Source organism: Streptacidiphilus cavernicola (genome assembly GCF_042510955.1).
Taxonomy (GTDB): Bacteria; Actinomycetota; Actinomycetes; order Streptomycetales; family Streptomycetaceae; genus Streptacidiphilus; species Streptacidiphilus cavernicola.
In genome coordinates, this window is record NZ_JBHFAB010000012.1 from 107079 (window position 1) to 121668 (window position 14590).

At 72.7% G+C, this 14590-nt stretch carries 13 protein-coding genes and 2 tRNA genes; 10 read left to right on the forward strand and 5 right to left on the reverse strand.

The genetic code is table 11. From position 1 onward, the window contains the following. Positions 1-99: 99 nt before the first annotated feature. Together ACEZDE_RS17655 and ACEZDE_RS17660 are read left to right on the forward strand one after the other, a co-directional pair. Positions 100-864 (forward strand): GntR family transcriptional regulator, encoded by a 765-nt coding sequence (locus ACEZDE_RS17655; RefSeq protein ID WP_380537245.1) that lies wholly within the window; start codon positions 100-102, stop codon positions 862-864. A 107-nt stretch (positions 865-971) separates the two neighbouring features. Next, complete coding sequence (locus ACEZDE_RS17660; RefSeq protein ID WP_380537246.1) at positions 972-1619, forward strand: hypothetical protein; 648 nt, start codon at positions 972-974, stop codon at positions 1617-1619. A 122-nt stretch (positions 1620-1741) separates the two neighbouring features. Here the strand turns inward: ACEZDE_RS17660 and ACEZDE_RS17665 are convergent, their stop codons facing one another. Next, positions 1742-2524 carry an SLATT domain-containing protein gene (locus ACEZDE_RS17665; RefSeq protein WP_380537247.1) on the reverse strand — a complete coding sequence of 261 codons (783 nt, stop codon included), beginning with the start codon at positions 2522-2524 and terminating at the stop codon, positions 1742-1744. 287 nt (positions 2525-2811) lie between these two features. Here ACEZDE_RS17665 and purD point away from each other — a divergent pair, with 287 nt between their 5' ends. From purD to ACEZDE_RS17685, 4 genes are all read left to right on the forward strand, one after another. Further along, a complete protein-coding gene (gene purD, locus ACEZDE_RS17670) occupies positions 2812-4053 on the forward strand; it encodes a phosphoribosylamine--glycine ligase (protein WP_380537248.1) in 1242 nt (413 codons plus the stop codon). Positions 4054-4445: 392 nt separating this feature from the next. Next, the gene (locus ACEZDE_RS17675) at positions 4446-6077 is read left to right on the forward strand and encodes a hypothetical protein (RefSeq protein ID WP_380537249.1); all 1632 of its coding nucleotides are present in this window, start codon (positions 4446-4448) and stop codon (positions 6075-6077) included. A gap of 192 nt (positions 6078-6269) precedes the next feature. After that, positions 6270-7805: a N,N-dimethylformamidase beta subunit family domain-containing protein gene (locus ACEZDE_RS17680; RefSeq protein ID WP_380537250.1), complete on the forward strand. Its 1536-nt coding sequence runs from the start codon at positions 6270-6272 to the stop codon at positions 7803-7805. A gap of 90 nt (positions 7806-7895) precedes the next feature. Next, on the forward strand, positions 7896-8795 hold the full coding sequence (locus tag ACEZDE_RS17685; RefSeq protein ID WP_380537251.1) for a phosphoribosylaminoimidazolesuccinocarboxamide synthase: 900 nt from the start codon (positions 7896-7898) through the stop codon (positions 8793-8795). A 124-nt stretch (positions 8796-8919) separates the two neighbouring features. Here ACEZDE_RS17685 and ACEZDE_RS17690 read toward each other — a convergent pair. From ACEZDE_RS17690 to ACEZDE_RS17700, 3 genes are all read right to left on the reverse strand, one after another. Beyond that, a tRNA-Gly gene (locus tag ACEZDE_RS17690) sits at positions 8920-8994 on the reverse strand. An 82-nt stretch (positions 8995-9076) separates the two neighbouring features. Further along, positions 9077-9148: transfer RNA gene (locus ACEZDE_RS17695), tRNA-Gly, on the reverse strand. Positions 9149-9316: 168 nt separating this feature from the next. Continuing rightward, positions 9317-9634 carry a histone-like nucleoid-structuring protein Lsr2 gene (locus ACEZDE_RS17700; RefSeq protein WP_380537252.1) on the reverse strand — a complete coding sequence of 106 codons (318 nt, stop codon included), beginning with the start codon at positions 9632-9634 and terminating at the stop codon, positions 9317-9319. Between the two features lie 434 nt (positions 9635-10068). On the opposite strand from ACEZDE_RS17700, the gene purS reads away from it, so the two are divergent. The 4 genes from purS to ACEZDE_RS17720 all read left to right on the forward strand — a co-directional run bounded on the left by purS (position 10069) and on the right by ACEZDE_RS17720 (position 14197). Continuing rightward, a complete protein-coding gene (purS, locus tag ACEZDE_RS17705) occupies positions 10069-10317 on the forward strand; it encodes a phosphoribosylformylglycinamidine synthase subunit PurS (protein WP_380537253.1) in 249 nt (82 codons plus the stop codon). Beyond that, entirely contained in the window at positions 10314-10991 is a 678-nt protein-coding gene (gene purQ / locus ACEZDE_RS17710; protein ID WP_380537254.1) for a phosphoribosylformylglycinamidine synthase subunit PurQ, read from the forward strand. Before purS ends, purQ begins: the two co-directional genes overlap by 4 nt. Then, positions 10991-13246 (forward strand): phosphoribosylformylglycinamidine synthase subunit PurL, encoded by a 2256-nt coding sequence (purL, locus tag ACEZDE_RS17715; protein WP_380537255.1) that lies wholly within the window; start codon positions 10991-10993, stop codon positions 13244-13246. Before purQ ends, purL begins: the two co-directional genes overlap by 1 nt. A 72-nt stretch (positions 13247-13318) precedes the next feature. Further along, positions 13319-14197 (forward strand): RNA polymerase sigma-70 factor, encoded by an 879-nt coding sequence (locus ACEZDE_RS17720; protein WP_380537256.1) that lies wholly within the window; start codon positions 13319-13321, stop codon positions 14195-14197. Here ACEZDE_RS17720 and ACEZDE_RS17725 read toward each other — a convergent pair. After that, positions 14178-14552, reverse strand: a complete 375-nt coding sequence (locus tag ACEZDE_RS17725) for a MerR family transcriptional regulator (protein ID WP_380537257.1) — start codon at positions 14550-14552, stop codon at positions 14178-14180. The genes ACEZDE_RS17720 and ACEZDE_RS17725 overlap by 20 nt on opposite strands. Between the last annotated feature and the right edge of the window lie 38 nt (positions 14553-14590).

Here is a 14590-nt window from a genome sequence, read left to right on the forward strand (position 1 = left end):
TCCGACCCCGCCCGGCCACGGCCCCGAAATCCGCCTGTCACGGCGGGTTCGGGGCCGTAGTCTTGAGAGTCCGTGCCAGGGCCAGGGAGGGGAACCGCAGTGCCGCCCGAAGCGAGACCGCCGTCCTTCGCCGCCCGTGCCTCGGTCAAGCGCAGCAGCCTGCGCGAGCAGGTGGCCGGCGCGCTCCGCGACGAGATGATGGCCGGACGCCTCCCGGCGGGCACGCACTTCACGGTCAAGGAGATCGCCGAGCTGTACGGGGTGTCCGCGACCCCGGTCCGCGAGGCCCTGGTCGACCTGGCCGCACAGGAACTGCTGTGGATGGAGCACAACCGCGGCTTCACCGTGCCCAAGCTCACCTGGTCCGAGTTCGTCGACATCGTCGAGGCCAGGACCCTGGTCACGGACGGGATGTTCCGCACCCTGGGCAGCCGACTCAGCGTGATCGACTGGAGCCGGATGCCCTCGCTGCAGCGCCGCGCCGATGCGGCGATGCGCGCCGCCCGCACCGGGCAGCTGGACGTGCTGGTCGGCTGCGACCGGCGGTTCTGGGGCGAGCTGGCCGCGCTGGTGGGCAACCGCAAGCTCACCGGCTACCTGGACTGGCTCCGGGTCCAGTACTGGATCTTCGCCGCGCCCTACCTGCGCGGACGCGCCGACCTCGGCGCGCACTGCTGGTCCGGGCACCTGGAGCTGACCGAGCGGCTGATCGCCAAGGACCGGGCCGCGGTGCACCGGATGATGATCGCCTACAACCGCGAGTCGCTGCGGCAGATGGCCGAGCTGTGCGGCGAGGCCGCGGTCGACCCGCTGCCGGGGTTCGACGTGCTCCCGGTGGTCCCGGCCCAGCGCGGGAGCGCCTGACCGGACCGGCGGCCGGGCTGCTGTCGGACCTCATGACGCCCGCCCCACCGGGCGGATATCGTGTGGGATCCAAGCCCCAACCGGTGCAGCCGCACCCAGGAGTGCCCGTGGCCTGTGACATCTGGCTGGTCCCGCTCGTCGACGTGCTCGTCCACAGTCCGGAGAATCCCTTCGCCGAGGATCTGGCGATCTACAACGCCTCGCTCGCCGCGCACGGGCTGCCGCCGGTGCCGGTGTTCCGGTACATGCCGGGGCTCAGCGGGGACGTCGAGCCGATCGCCGCGTTCGACTACGAGTCGCTGCACTACCTGCGCCGCGCGTACCTGCTGCAGCTGACCAACCTGCCGGTCACCCCGGTCGACGCCCTGGGCGGCGACTACGAGCAGCTGCTGGAGATGTTCGAGGACACCGCCGAGAACTCGCACCTGGTCTGGCACTTCGACCACGCCGGCGCGTACGTCCCGATCGAGTTCGAGAAGCCGATCGTGGACGACGCGCTGCTCGCCGCGGGCGGCCCGCTGGGCTCGCTGCACGGGCTGCTGCGCGAGCTGGAGGCGGTGGCGCCGTGGATCGGCATCGACCACCAGCTGCCGCCGGTGCCGGTCCGCCCGGTCGCTCCGACCACGCTGGAGGGACCGGCGTTCCCGCCGCCCGACGGCGACGGCCCGTTCGCCCGCGAGCGGCACGCCTGGACCGGGCTGCACGCGGCAACGATCCGCGCCCTCGGCCAGGGCTCCATGGTCGTCTTCGCCTGAGCCGCCGCCGGGCCGCACCACCGCAGCACGCACCGCCGCCGGGCCGCACCACCGCAGCACGCACGCGGAAGGGGGACGCCACCGGCGTCCCCCTCAGCTGTTCCCCTCACCCGGGCCCCCGCCTACCGCAGCGGGGACTCCGGCGGGCGCTGCCGCGGCATGGTCGGACGGCCGCCCAGCGGCGGCAGCACCCGGACCTGCGCGCCCGAGCCCTCGGCCCGGCCACCCCAGGAGCCCGGGGTCTGCGTCGGCAGCTGGGTCATCGAGGCGCGGAACTCCAGCATCCACTCCGAGGTCTCGGTGCGGACCATGTCCGAGACGTCCTCGCAGAACCGGCGCAGCACGCCGAGGCAGCGCTCGGCCGCCTCGCTCGCGGTGCCCTCGGTCGGGCCGAGCACCTCGCGCACGCACTCCGAGGCCCAGTCGAACTGGAACGCCTCCAGCCGCCGCTGCAGCGCCTGGCCGGTGCTGACGTCCCGCATCCAGCCGCTGGTCAGGCCGAAGCCGCGGTCGGCGGCCAGGCAGGCGCCGCCCACCAGCAGCCCGACGTAGCCCCAGCTCGCCGCGTCGTTCCAGACGTGGGTCAGTCCGACCAGCGGCAGCGCCGCCCCGGCCGTGCCGGTCACCGCGGCGAGGTAGCGCAGCGTCCGCGCGCCGAAACGTTTCCAGCGGCGGTCCGCGGCGTACCAGTCGATCGCCTCGACCGCGCGCTCCTCGGACCAGCGGTAGAGCTCCTCCAGGCGTTCGGCGGGCTCGCCCCAGTCCCCGAGCGGGAACTGACGGGTGCTGAGATCACGGCCGCCGGACGCGGCGGGCTTCGGCACCGGGGCAGGGCTGACCTGCTCGTCGACTCCGGAGTCCGTGCTCCACGGACTCTCTTCGGGCTGCATTTCGGGCTGGCTCACCGTGGGAACTCCCTGTCCTTCGGCCCATCGGGCTCGATCGTCCCAGGTGCCACTGACACAAGCACTGCCTTCAGCCCTCCTGGTTCCAAACACCACTTCTTACCGCCAAATGGCTGACCATGGGGGCGATCCGCTCGGATTCAGGTACGAAACCGTCAACGAAAGCCCTGACAGGCACCCTGGTCGGCGCGGCGCATTCTCACTCGTACGGGTGGGTGGCCCGCAGGAGCGTACCTGACCGGGCACCGTCGCGGGCCCACCGCGGGGCAGGCACTAAGCTCACCCCTGTGAAGGTCCTTGTTATCGGCGGCGGAGCCCGCGAACACGCCCTGTGCCGTGCCCTCTCGCTCGACCCCGAGGTCACCGGGCTGCACTGCGCCCCCGGCAACGCCGGCATCGCCGCGGTCGCGCTGACGCACCCGGTCGACCCGCTGGACGGGACGGCCGTGGCCGAGCTCGCGGTCGCCCTGGGCGCCGAGTTCGTGATCGTCGGACCGGAGGCCCCGCTGGTGGCCGGGGTGTCCGACGCGGTACGGGCCCGCGGCATCCCGGTGTTCGGGCCGAGCGGCGAGGCGGCCCGGCTGGAGGGCTCCAAGGCCTTCGCCAAGGATGTGATGGCCGCCGCGGGCGTGCCCACCGCGCGCTCCTACCTCTGCACCACCGCGGCCGAGGCCGCCGAGGCGCTGGACGCCTTCGGCCCGCCGTACGTGGTCAAGGACGACGGCCTGGCGGCCGGCAAGGGCGTCGTGGTCACCGCCGACCTCCAGGCCGCGCTGGACCACGCCGCCTCCTGCGAGCAGGTGGTCATCGAGGAGTTCCTGGACGGCCCCGAGGTCTCCCTGTTCGCCGTCACCGACGGCAGCACCGTGGTCCCGCTGCAGCCCGCCCAGGACTTCAAGCGCGCCTACGACGGCGACGAGGGGCCCAACACCGGCGGCATGGGCGCGTACTCCCCGCTGCCGTGGGCCGACCCCAAGCTGGTGGACGAGGTCATGGAGACCGTGCTCCAGCCCACCGTGGACGAGCTGCGCCGCCGCGGAACCCCCTTCTCCGGGCTGCTCTACGCCGGTCTGGCGATCACCTCGCGCGGGGTCCGGGTGATCGAGTTCAACGCCCGCTTCGGCGACCCGGAGACCCAGGTCGTGCTGGCCCGGCTGAAGACCCCGCTGAACGGGCTGCTGTACGCCGCCGCCACCGGGCGGCTGGCCGACTTCCCCGACCTGCGCTGGCGCGACGGGTCCGCGGTGACCGTGGTGATCGCCGCCGAGGGCTACCCGGAGTCCCCGCGCAGCGGCGACCCGATCACCGGCCTGGCCGAGGCGGAGGCCGAGGACGGCACCGCCTACGTGCTGCACGCCGGGACCGCGGCGGCGGAGGACGGGACCGTGCTCAGCGCCGGGGGCCGGGTGCTCTCGGTCACCGCGACCGGCCGGGACATCCCGCAGGCCCGGGAGCGCGCCTACGCCGCCGCGTCCCGGATCGAGCTGAAGGGCTCGCACCACCGCGGCGACATCGCCGCCGGGCTCTGAGGCACCGGCAGCCCGACCGACCGGCAGCCCACGGCCGCCGGCCCACCGCCCGGCCGCGTACCACCCGGCAGGCCCAATACCCCAGGTCGGCCCCGCGGGTGTGCCAGTCGACGGCAACAGGTGCAAGCTCCCAACCGTTCGGGTGAAGGGAACCTCATCCGGCTGACGTGCGGCCGTGTCCGGCCGTATGGTGCGCAGGACCGGAGCGCCCGGGGCCTCGGCCCGGGGTGCCGCTGGCGCGCGCAAGGGGGAGGCTGCGGTCAGCGGGAATCACTTATCCGAGTGGTTCGGGACCGTTCCTGGAACGTCACGGCCTGGTCGCTCGTCGTCACTGTGGACGGACGAGCGGGCATCCGTGGGGTCCGTCGAGTCGTGGTTGGGGGTGACCGGACATGGCCGGAGGCGAAGCGGCGCGGCAGCGCGCCCAGGCGGTGCTGCGCGTTCGCGGCGCGGCCCTCGCGGTCGCCGCGCTGCCGACGGCCGCCGCCGCGGTGCTGGTCGCGGGCGGGCTCACCGGACACCTCGGCGCGTCCGGCTCCGCCGACGCCCCCGGCTGGGACGCCGCCCGCTGGGCGGTCTCCGCGGTCGCCGTGCTGGTGCTGCTCGGGGTGCTCGGCTTCGGGCTGCTGCTGCGCCGGGTGACGCTGCCCCAGGTCCCGGCCGTCCCGATCGCGGAGTCCGCCGCCCCCGAGCTCTACCGCATGGTCCGTGACCTGGCCGAGCGGATGGACGTGCCCGCGCCGGCCCGGATCGCGCTCACCCCGGACTGCGACAGCTGGCTGGAGGACCCGCTCCCCGGCACCCCGGCGGCTGAGGCCGCGCCCGTCGCCCCCGGCCGGGCGCACGCCGACGCGCTCGGCCGGGACCGCGCCGCGCCGCCCGCGCCGACGCTGGTGGTCGGCTCCCCGTTCATGTGGTGGATGCGGGTCGCCGAACTGCGGGCCCTGCTCGCCCCCGTGGTCGCCGGGACGGCCTGCTCCGCCGACCCCGACATAGCCGAGGCCCGCCGCTTCGTCCGGGCCCTGGACGCCGTGCTCGGCCTCGCCGCGGACCGGACCGCCGCCGCCCCGGCCTGGCGCCGACCCGGCTCCGCGCTGCTGGGACGGGTGGCCGGGCTGCTGCTGCGGCGCTGCCGCGGGCACGCCGCGGAGATGGAGCGCGCCGTCGCCAGCTGGGCCTCCGAGCAGGCCAGGCAGGTCGACTACGGGCTGCGGATCGCCGCCCAGGAGCAGGTCGGCCTGGCCTACGCGGGCTGGGACCGGCTGCTCACCCGGGTCGCCCTGCCGGCCTGGCGGATCGGCCGCTGGCCCGGACGGCTGGACGCCGGGGTGGTCTCCGCGCTGACCGAGCTGTCCCGCCGCGACCGGCTGGCCGAGGGCTTCGAGAGCCGCCTCGGCGAGCGCCCGGCCTGCGACCTGCTGGAGGAGCCGGGCCGGATCGACGAGGCGGTCTCGCTGCTCGCCGCCCGGCTGTTCCACGGCGCCGACCCGGACCGCACCGACCGGGGCCGAGCCGGTGCGGGCGCCGACCCGACCGAGCGCTGGGCGCCGGTGGACTGGGCCGACTACCCGGTCGAGGTGGTGGAGCGGATCTGGCGGGCCCAGTCCGACGAGCTGGTCGGCCTGCTGCCGCCGGACGGCCAGGACAGCCACGACGGCCCGATCGACCGGCTGCTGCGGCGGCTCCGCGACGGCGCCGCCGAGGAGCTGGCGAGCGAGCTGACCAGCCGTCGGCTCCGTGCCGCGGCTGCCGCCCCCGAGTTCCAGCTGCAGCCCCCGCGCACCGGCCGCGACCTGCTCGCCGAGCACCTGACCGCGCTGGTCAGCTGCGCCGCGGTGGACTGCGGCGCGGCGCGGGCCGGCCTCGACTGGCTGGACGGCCCGGTGCTGCTGGTGGGCGGGGTGCGCAGGTCCGACCTGGCCGCCCCGGTCTCGCTCGCGGTGGACCACGGCGACGACGAACCGCTGCGGGCCTGGCTGGACGACATCGGCATCAGGGTGGAGAAGCCGGTGCGCCTGCCCTGACGATGACAGGTCGTCAGCACGTACGATGGGTGTACACGCGGTGAGTTGACGATCGCACAGGGTGACGCTCCGTCACCACGTGGGCACCACGGGACCCGAGAGTCCCTCAGGACAGTCCAACCGCACCAACGACCCACGCTGCCGCACCCGGTGACAGCGGCAGGCGCACAGGGCAGGCAGGGGGAGCGGAGCGTGAGCGCGGAGCACATCCGCCGCTGGGAGTCGGGAGCACTCGCACACGGCGTCACCGACCCGTTCGGCCAGGGACCGCTGCCCTGGCTGCGCGGCACGGACCAGTACTTCGACGACACCGGACTGATGGTCCCCTGGTACGTCGACCTCGGCCAGGCGCAGGGCCTGCTCCCCCGGGCCCGGTCCACGCCCGAGGCGGAGCAGCGCCCCGCCCTCGGCCGCCCCCGTACCTCCGACGACGTCGGCGGCCAGATCAAGGGCTTCGCCGCCGGGGCCGCCGACCTGGGCGGCTCGCTCGACCTGCGGGTCAGCGTGGGCGCCGGCCAGGAGTTCACCGTCGACGTCTACCGGATCGGCCACTACGGCGGTGCGGGCGCACGCCACGTGGACGCCAGCCCGCGGGTCTCCGGGCTGATCCAGCCCGCCCCGATGGTGGCCGGCAAGACCGTCTCCTGCCACCACTGGTGGATGTCCTGGCGGCTGCAGATCCCGCCGCACTGGAGCCCCGGCGCGTATGTCGCGGTGCTCACCACCGCCGACCACCGGCACCGCAGCCACATCCCGTTCACCGTCCGTGCGGACAAGGCGGCCGACCTGCTGCTGCTGCTCCCGGACGTGACCTGGCAGGCCTACAACCTCTACCCGGAGGACGGCCGCACCGGCGCCAGCCTCTACCACGCCTGGAACGGGCAGGGCGAGCTGCTGGGCGAGGAGGGGGCGGCGACCACGGTGTCCTTCGACCGCCCGTACGCCGGGGCCGGACTGCCGCTGCACATCGGCCACGCCTACGACTTCATCCGCTGGGCCGAGCGCTACGGCTACGACCTGGCCTACGCCAACGCCACCGACCTGCACGCCGGGCGAATCGACCCGACCCGCTACCGCGGCCTGGTCTTCCCCGGCCACGACGAGTACTGGTCCGCCCCGATGCGCAGCGCGGTCGAGGAGGCCAGGGACAGCGGCACCTCGCTGGTCTTCCTCAGCGCCAACACCATGTACTGGCAGGTCGAGCTGGATCCGGGGGCCACCGGTGAGCCGGACCGGCTGCTGACCTGCCGCAAGCGCCAGTACTCCGCCGACCCCGGCGGACCCGGCGGCGCCGGGTCCGGATCGGTGCTGTGGCGCGACCTGGGCCGCCCGGAGCAGCACCTGCTGGGCATCCAGTACGCGGGCCGGGTGCCCGAGCCGGTGCCGATGCTGGTCCGCAACACCCACCACTGGCTCTGGGAGGGCACCGGCCTGCACGACGGCGACCCGGTCCCCGGCCTGGTCGCGGGGGAGTCCGACCGCTACTTCCCCCGGGTCGCCCTGCCCGCGTACACCGAGCGCACGCTGCTGGCGCACTCCCCCTACAAGGACGCCAGGGGGGTGCCCCGGCACCAGGAGACCTCGCTCTACCGGGCCCCCGGCGGCGCGTACGTCTTCGCCAGCGGCACCTTCGCCTGGTCGCCCGCGCTGGACCGGCCCGGCCACACCGACCAGCGGATCCAGCGCGCCACCGCCAACCTGCTGGATCGCATCTGCAAGGTGCACTGATCAGCGGGGCGCACTGACCGGGATCCCCCCGCGAACCGCTGTGAAAGACTCAGGTCGGCCACCCCACCCCAGCCATTCGAGGGACATGTCTTGAGCGGATTCGTCGAGAAGCCTCAGCCGGTGCAGGTGCCCGGCCTGATCCATCTGCACACCGGGAAGGTCCGCGACCTCTACCGGAACGACGCGGGCGAGCTGGTCATGGTGGCCAGCGACCGCACCTCGGCCTTCGACTGGGTGCTGCCCACGGTGATCCCGGACAAGGGCCGCATCCTCACCCAGCTCTCGCTGTGGTGGTTCGACCGGCTGGCCGACCTGGTGCCGAACCACGTCCTCTCGACCGAGGTCCCGGCCGGGGCCCCGGCCGACTGGGCCGGCCGCACGCTGGTCTGCCGCAGCCTGGAGATGCTGCCGGTCGAGTGCGTCGCCCGCGGCTACCTGACCGGCTCCGGCCTGCTGGAGTACGACCAGCACCGGACGGTCTGCGGGATCGCCCTCCCCGAGGGCCTGGTCGACGGCTCGGAGCTGCCCGCGCCGATCTTCACCCCGGCACTCAAGGCCGAGGTCGGCGAGCACGACGAGAACGTCCCGTACGAGGAGATCGCCCGCCGGGTCGGCGCCGACACCGCGGCCCAGCTGCGGCAGACCACCCTGGCCGTGTACGGGCGGGCCCGCGACATCGCCAGGGACCGCGGGATCATCCTGGCCGACACCAAGTTCGAGTTCGGCCTCGCCGACGGCGAACTCGTCATCGGCGACGAGGTGCTGACTCCGGACTCGTCCCGCTTCTGGCCGGCCGACGACTGGGAGCCGGGTCGTCCGCAGCACTCCTTCGACAAGCAGTTCATCCGGGACTGGCTGGCCTCGTCGGCCTCCGGCTGGGACCGCCACTCGGAGCAGCCGCCGCCGGCGCTGCCGGAGGAGATCATCGCGCAGAGCCGCGCCAAGTACGTCGAGGCGTACGAGCGCCTCACCGGCCAGAACTGGGCCTGACCCGTAACTGTCCTGCCCCGTCGGCCTGATGGGGCAGGACAGGGCGGTTGACGGGCAGAGCGATTGACGGGCAAGCGGTGAAAACACTGAAGGGGCGAACTCTTTCGAGTTCGCCCCTTCAGGCTGGAGCGGATGACGGGATTCGAACCCGCGACCCTCACCTTGGCAAGGTGATGCTCTACCACTGAGCCACATCCGCATGGCGTCGCACCGTGTCCGGCGCTGACTACTCTACCTGATCCGAATCGCGGCTTGCGCCAGCTTTTCGGCGGTCGAGATCGAGCAGGTGACAGGGATTGCACACTGTGCCTCTCCCCTGGAAGGGGAGCGCTCTACTACTGAGCTACACCTGCGAGCCCACCCCGTTGACCTGGGCCTTTCGGCTTGCGTCTCCGGCGTGTTCCGCTGAAGAGAACACTAGCCCATGGATCGGGGCTGATCCACGAGGATGGGTGTTTAGCGAGGAACGTCCGCGAAAGTCCACTTTGTCCGAAACTGATGGGCCGTCGGCTCGGCTCGGCTCAGCTCGCCTCCTCGAAGGCCTCGTAGACGTGCTTGGGCAGCCGGCCCCGCGCGGGCAGGTCGATGCCGCGCGACTGCGCCCAGGCGCGGACCGTCGCCGGGTCGGGGGCGATCTCGGTGCGCCGCAGCGCCTTGCCGCTCCGGGCCTGCCGACGACCGGCCGCCACGTAAGGAGCGAGCAGATCACGCAGCTTTTCCGCGTTTCGGGCGGACAGGTCGATCTCGTACGACTTCCCGTCCACAGCGAAGTGAACGGTTTCTTCGGCCGTCCCACCGTCGATGTCGTCGGAGAGGGTCACCACTACGCGCTGAGCCATGGAAGCCAATCCTCTCGGATTTCGCCGATGTGCTGACATCGGCTTAAACCCGCAGGTCGGAGGTACATTGTGGACATCCACGAGGGTGTGGAGCCACCTGTTCTGCCGGAAGCGCGTCTCGACTGCGACCGGTGCCCGCCATTCTGCCCCCAAAGGGACCCAAAATCGAAGAGGCAAGTTTTTCGACCTGCTATTCCGTGTCGGTTCGAGACCTTGCCGTCACCGGAGGGAAACCATCGGAATGCGGCGAATGAGGCAATTTCCGACATGATTTGCCGCCGTACCCGCCGGTAGCCAGTTGTGTGAACCTCCGCACGTCACCCCTGTTCTACGCGCGTTGCACCGTGCGATCATCCAGGGCCTCCCGCTTCCCCCAGTAGAGTGGTCGGGGGCGACGCCCCGTTCCCCCGCACCAGACATCACCGGGAGTACCCGTGGCACGCGTCGTTGTCGACGTCATGCTCAAGCCGGAGATCCTCGACCCGCAGGGCCAGGCGGTGCAGCGTGCGCTGCCGCGCCTCGGTTTCGCCGGGATCGCGGACGTCCGCCAGGGCAAGCGCTTCGAGTTGGAGCTGGAGGGGCCGGTCGACGACGCCGCCCTGGCCCGCATCCGCGAGGCCGCCGAGACCTTCCTCGCCAACACCGTGATCGAGGACTTCACCGTGAGGGTGGAGGAGAAGTGACCGCACGCATCGGCGTCGTCACCTTCCCCGGCTCCCTCGACGACCGCGACGCGCAGCGCGCGGTGCGGCTGGCCGGCGCCGAGCCGGTCGCGCTCTGGCACCGCGACCAGGACCTGCACCAGGTCGACGCCGTGGTGCTGCCGGGCGGCTTCTCCTACGGCGACTACCTGCGCTGCGGCGCGATCTCCCGGTTCTCGCCGGTGATGGAGACGGTCATCGAGCAGGCCAGGGGCGGGCTCCCGGTCCTGGGCATCTGCAACGGCTTCCAGATCCTCTGCGAGTCGCACCTGCTGCCGGGCGCGCTGACCCGCAACGACAGCCTGCACTTCGTCTGCCGGGACCAGCGGCTGCGGATCGAGAACACCAGCTCGGCCTGGACCAACGCGTACCGGCCGAACCAGGAGATCACCGTCCCGCTGAAGAACGGCGAGGGCGGTTTCGTCGCCGACGAGCGGACGCTGGACGAGTTGGAGGCCGAGGGCCGGGTCGTCGCCCGCTACCTGGACCTCAACCCCAACGGCTCCTACCGCGACATCGCCGGGATCAGCAACGCCGCGGGCAATGTCGTCGGCCTGATGCCGCACCCCGAGCACGCGGTGGAGCCGCTGACCGGGCCCAGCACCGAGGGCCTCGGCTTCTTCGCGTCGATCCTCAAGCAGTTGGTGAACGCCTGATGTCCCTCGACACTGTCAAGCACGCGACCGGGACCCCGGACTCCGAGCAGCCCTGGGCCGAACTCGGCCTCAAGGCCGACGAGTACGCGAGGATCCGCGACATCCTCGGCCGCCGCCCCACCGGCGCCGAGCTGGCCATGTACTCGGTGATGTGGTCCGAGCACTGCTCGTACAAGTCGAGCAAGGTGCACCTCAAGCAGTTCGGCGACAAGAAGCCGGCCACCGACGCGCTGCTGGTCGGCATCGGCGAGAACGCCGGCGTGGTCGACGTCGGCCAGGGCTACGCGGTCACCTTCAAGATCGAGTCGCACAACCACCCGTCCTACATCGAGCCCTACCAGGGCGCGGCCACCGGGATCGGCGGCATCGTCCGCGACATCCTGGCCATGGGCGCCCGCCCGGTCGCGGTGATGGACCCGCTGCGCTTCGGCGCCCCGGACCACCCGGACACCCGCCGGGTGCTGCCCGGGATCGTCGCGGGCGTCGGCGGCTACGGCAACTGCCTGGGCCTGCCGAACATCGGCGGCGAGGTCGTCTTCGACCCCTGCTACCAGGGCAACCCGCTGGTCAACGCGCTCTGCGTGGGCGTGATGAAGCACGAGGACATCCACCTCGCGCAGGCCTCGGGCGCCGGCAACAAGGTCATCCTGTACGGGGCGCGGACCGGCGGCGACGGCATCGGCGGCGTCTCCGTGCTGGCCTCCGAGACCTTCGACTCGACCGGTCCGGCCAAGCGCCCCGCGGTGCAGGTCGGCGACCCGTTCCAGGAGAAGCTGCTGATCGAGTGCACCCTGGAGATCTTCAAGGAGAAGCTGGTCCTGGGCATCCAGGACCTCGGCGGGGCCGGTCTCTCCTGCGCCACCAGCGAGCTGGCCTCGGCCGGTTCCGGCGGCATGCGGGTCGAGCTGGACACCGTCCCGCTGCGCGACGCCACGCTCTCGCCCGAGGAGATCCTCATGAGCGAGTCGCAGGAGCGGATGTGCGCCATCGTCGAGCCGGGCAAGGTCGACCGCTTCCTGGAGATCTGCGAGAAGTGGGACGTCATCGCCACCGTCATCGGAGAGGTGACCGAGGGCGAGCGGCTGGAGATCTTCTGGCACGGCGAGCAGATCGTGGACGTGCCGCCGCGCAGCGTCGCCCACGACGGCCCGACCTACCAGCGCCCGTTCGCCCGGCCGTCCTGGCAGGACGCGCTGCAGGCCGACGCGCCCACCGCGGAGCGGCTGAAGCGCCCCGCCTCGGGTGACGAACTCCGTTCCGCGGTCCTGCAGTTGGTCGGCTCGCCGAACCAGGCCGACAAGTCCTGGGTGACCAGCCAGTACGACCGCTACGTGCTCGGCAACACGGTCCTGGCCACCCCCGAGGACTCGGGCATGATCCGGATCGACGAGGAGACCAACCTCGGGGTCGCCGTCGCCACCGACGGCAACGGCCGCTTCGCCAAGCTCGACCCGTACACCGGCGCGCAGCTGGCCCTGGCCGAGGCGTACCGCAATGTCGCCGCGACCGGCGCCAAGCCGCTGGCGATCTCGGACTGCCTCAACTTCGGCTCCCCCGAGGACCCGGACGTGATGTGGCAGTTCGCCGAGGCCACCCGCGGCCTGGCCGACGCCTGCCTGGTCCTGGGCACCCCGGTGACCGGCGGGAACGTCTCGCTCTACAACCAGACCGGCGACGTCGCGATCCACCCCACCCCGGTGGTCGCGGTGCTCGGCGTGATCGACGATGTCAACCGCCGTACCCCGATCGCGTTCGCGGAGGAGGGCCAGCTGGTCTACCTGCTCGGCGACACCGCGGACGAGCTGGGCGGCTCGGCCTGGTCCCAGGTCGCGCACGACCACCTCGGCGGCCTGCCGCCGAAGCTGGACCTGGAGCGGGAGCGGCTGCTCGCCGAGATCCTGATCTCCGGCTCCCGCGACGGCATGATCGACGCGGCGCACGACCTCTCCGACGGCGGCCTGGTCCAGGCCCTCGCCGAGAGCTGCCTGCGTGGCGGCCAGGGCGCCCGGATCGTGGTCCCGGACGGCCAGGACCCATTCGTGTTCCTGTTCTCCGAGTCGGCGGGCCGCGCCATCGTGGCCGTCCCGCGCAGCGAGGAGCTGCGGTTCACCGAGATGTGCGGCGTCCGCGGCCTCCCGGCGGCCCGGATCGGCGTGGTGGACGGCGATGTGATCGAGGTGCAGGGGCAGTTCACCCTGCCGCTGGCGGAGATCCGCGCGGCGCACACCGGCGTGATCGAGGCCCTGCTCGCCTGACGGACCGTCACCGCAGCGCCCCCGAAGGCCGCCCGGCCCTCGGGGGCGCTGCCGTTGCGATAGTTTTCCGGCGTGACCGCTGACGCCCTCGCCCTGTTCCAGGAACACCGCCCGGTGCTGTTCGGCATCGCCTACCGGATGCTCGGCAGCGTGGCCGACGCCGAGGACATCGTCCAGGACGCCTGGCTCCGCTGGAGCGGCGTCGATCCGGACGGAGTCGCCGAGCCCCGCGCCTACCTGGCCCGCACGGTCACCAACCTCGCGCTGAACCGGCTCTCCTCGGCCGCGGTGCAGCGCGAGTCGTACATCGGCAGCTGGCTGCCGGAGCCGGTGGTGACCGCCCCGGACGCCGGCGGCGTGCTGGAGCGGGCCGAGGACGTCTCGCTGGCGGTGCTGGTGGTCCTGGAGTCGCTCTCGCCGCTGGAGCGCGCGGTGTTCGTGCTCAGGGAGGCGTTCGGGTTCTCCTACGCCGAGATCGCCGGGATGCTGGAGCGCACCGAGGTGTCGGTCCGTCAGGTCGGCAGCCGGGCCCGCGGCCACGTCCAGACCCGCCGGCCGCGCTACGAGGCCGTTCCCGAGGTGCGCCGCCGGGTCACCGACGAGTTCCTGGCCGCCTGCGTCGGCGGCGACCTGAACCGGATGATGGAACTGCTGGCACCGGACGTCACCGTGTGGTCGGACGGCGGCGGCAGGGTCCGCGCCGCGCTGCGCCCGGTGGTCGGGGCGGACCGGGCGGCCCGGTGGATCCTCGGGGTGCTGGACCGGAACCGGCTGCCCGCGGGCACCGTGGTGCACCGGGTCGACGTCAACGGCCAGCCGGGGCTGCTGACCGGCTCGGCCGGGGTGCCCGACAACGTGGCGGTGCTGGAGCTCGACGAGACCGGGATCACCGCGATCCGGCTGGTCCGCAACCCGGACAAGCTCCGGCACATCACGATGCCGAAGGGGTGACCGTCCGGTACCAGCCGATCTTCTCGCGCACGTGCGCCTGCTGCGCCCGCAGGTCGGCGATGTGCTGCTCGACCCGCCGGTCGTGCTCCTCCAGCAGCGCCAGCCGCTCGGCCAGGGTGGAGTCGCCGCCGCGGGCCAGCTCGGCGTACCGGCTCATCTGCGCGATGGGCATCCCGGTGTCGCGCAGGCAGCGGAGCACCGCGAGCCACTCGACGTCGTCGTCGGCGTAGCGGCGCCGGCCGCCGGGGCCGCGCTCGATCCGGTCGAGCAGCCCGATCCGTTCGTAGTACCGCAGGGTGTCCAGGCTGAAGCCGCTGCGCTCCACGACCTGGCCCGGGGAGAGGTAGTCCGCCATGGGCACCAGCTTCACACCTGGAGCGGGCTCCAGGTCAA

Excerpts from the sequence above, each read along its gene's own strand:
- ACEZDE_RS17675 (WP_380537249.1), top strand. The coding sequence starts at position 4,446 with ATGGCCGGAGGCGAAGCGGCGCGGCAGCGCGCCCAGGCGGTGCTGCGC.
- ACEZDE_RS17700 (WP_380537252.1), bottom strand. The coding sequence starts at position 9,634 with ATGGCTCAGCGCGTAGTGGTGACCCTCTCCGACGACATCGACGGTGGG.
- purL (WP_380537255.1), top strand. The coding sequence starts at position 10,991 with ATGTCCCTCGACACTGTCAAGCACGCGACCGGGACCCCGGACTCCGAG.
- ACEZDE_RS17725 (WP_380537257.1), bottom strand. The coding sequence starts at position 14,552 with ATGGCGGACTACCTCTCCCCGGGCCAGGTCGTGGAGCGCAGCGGCTTC.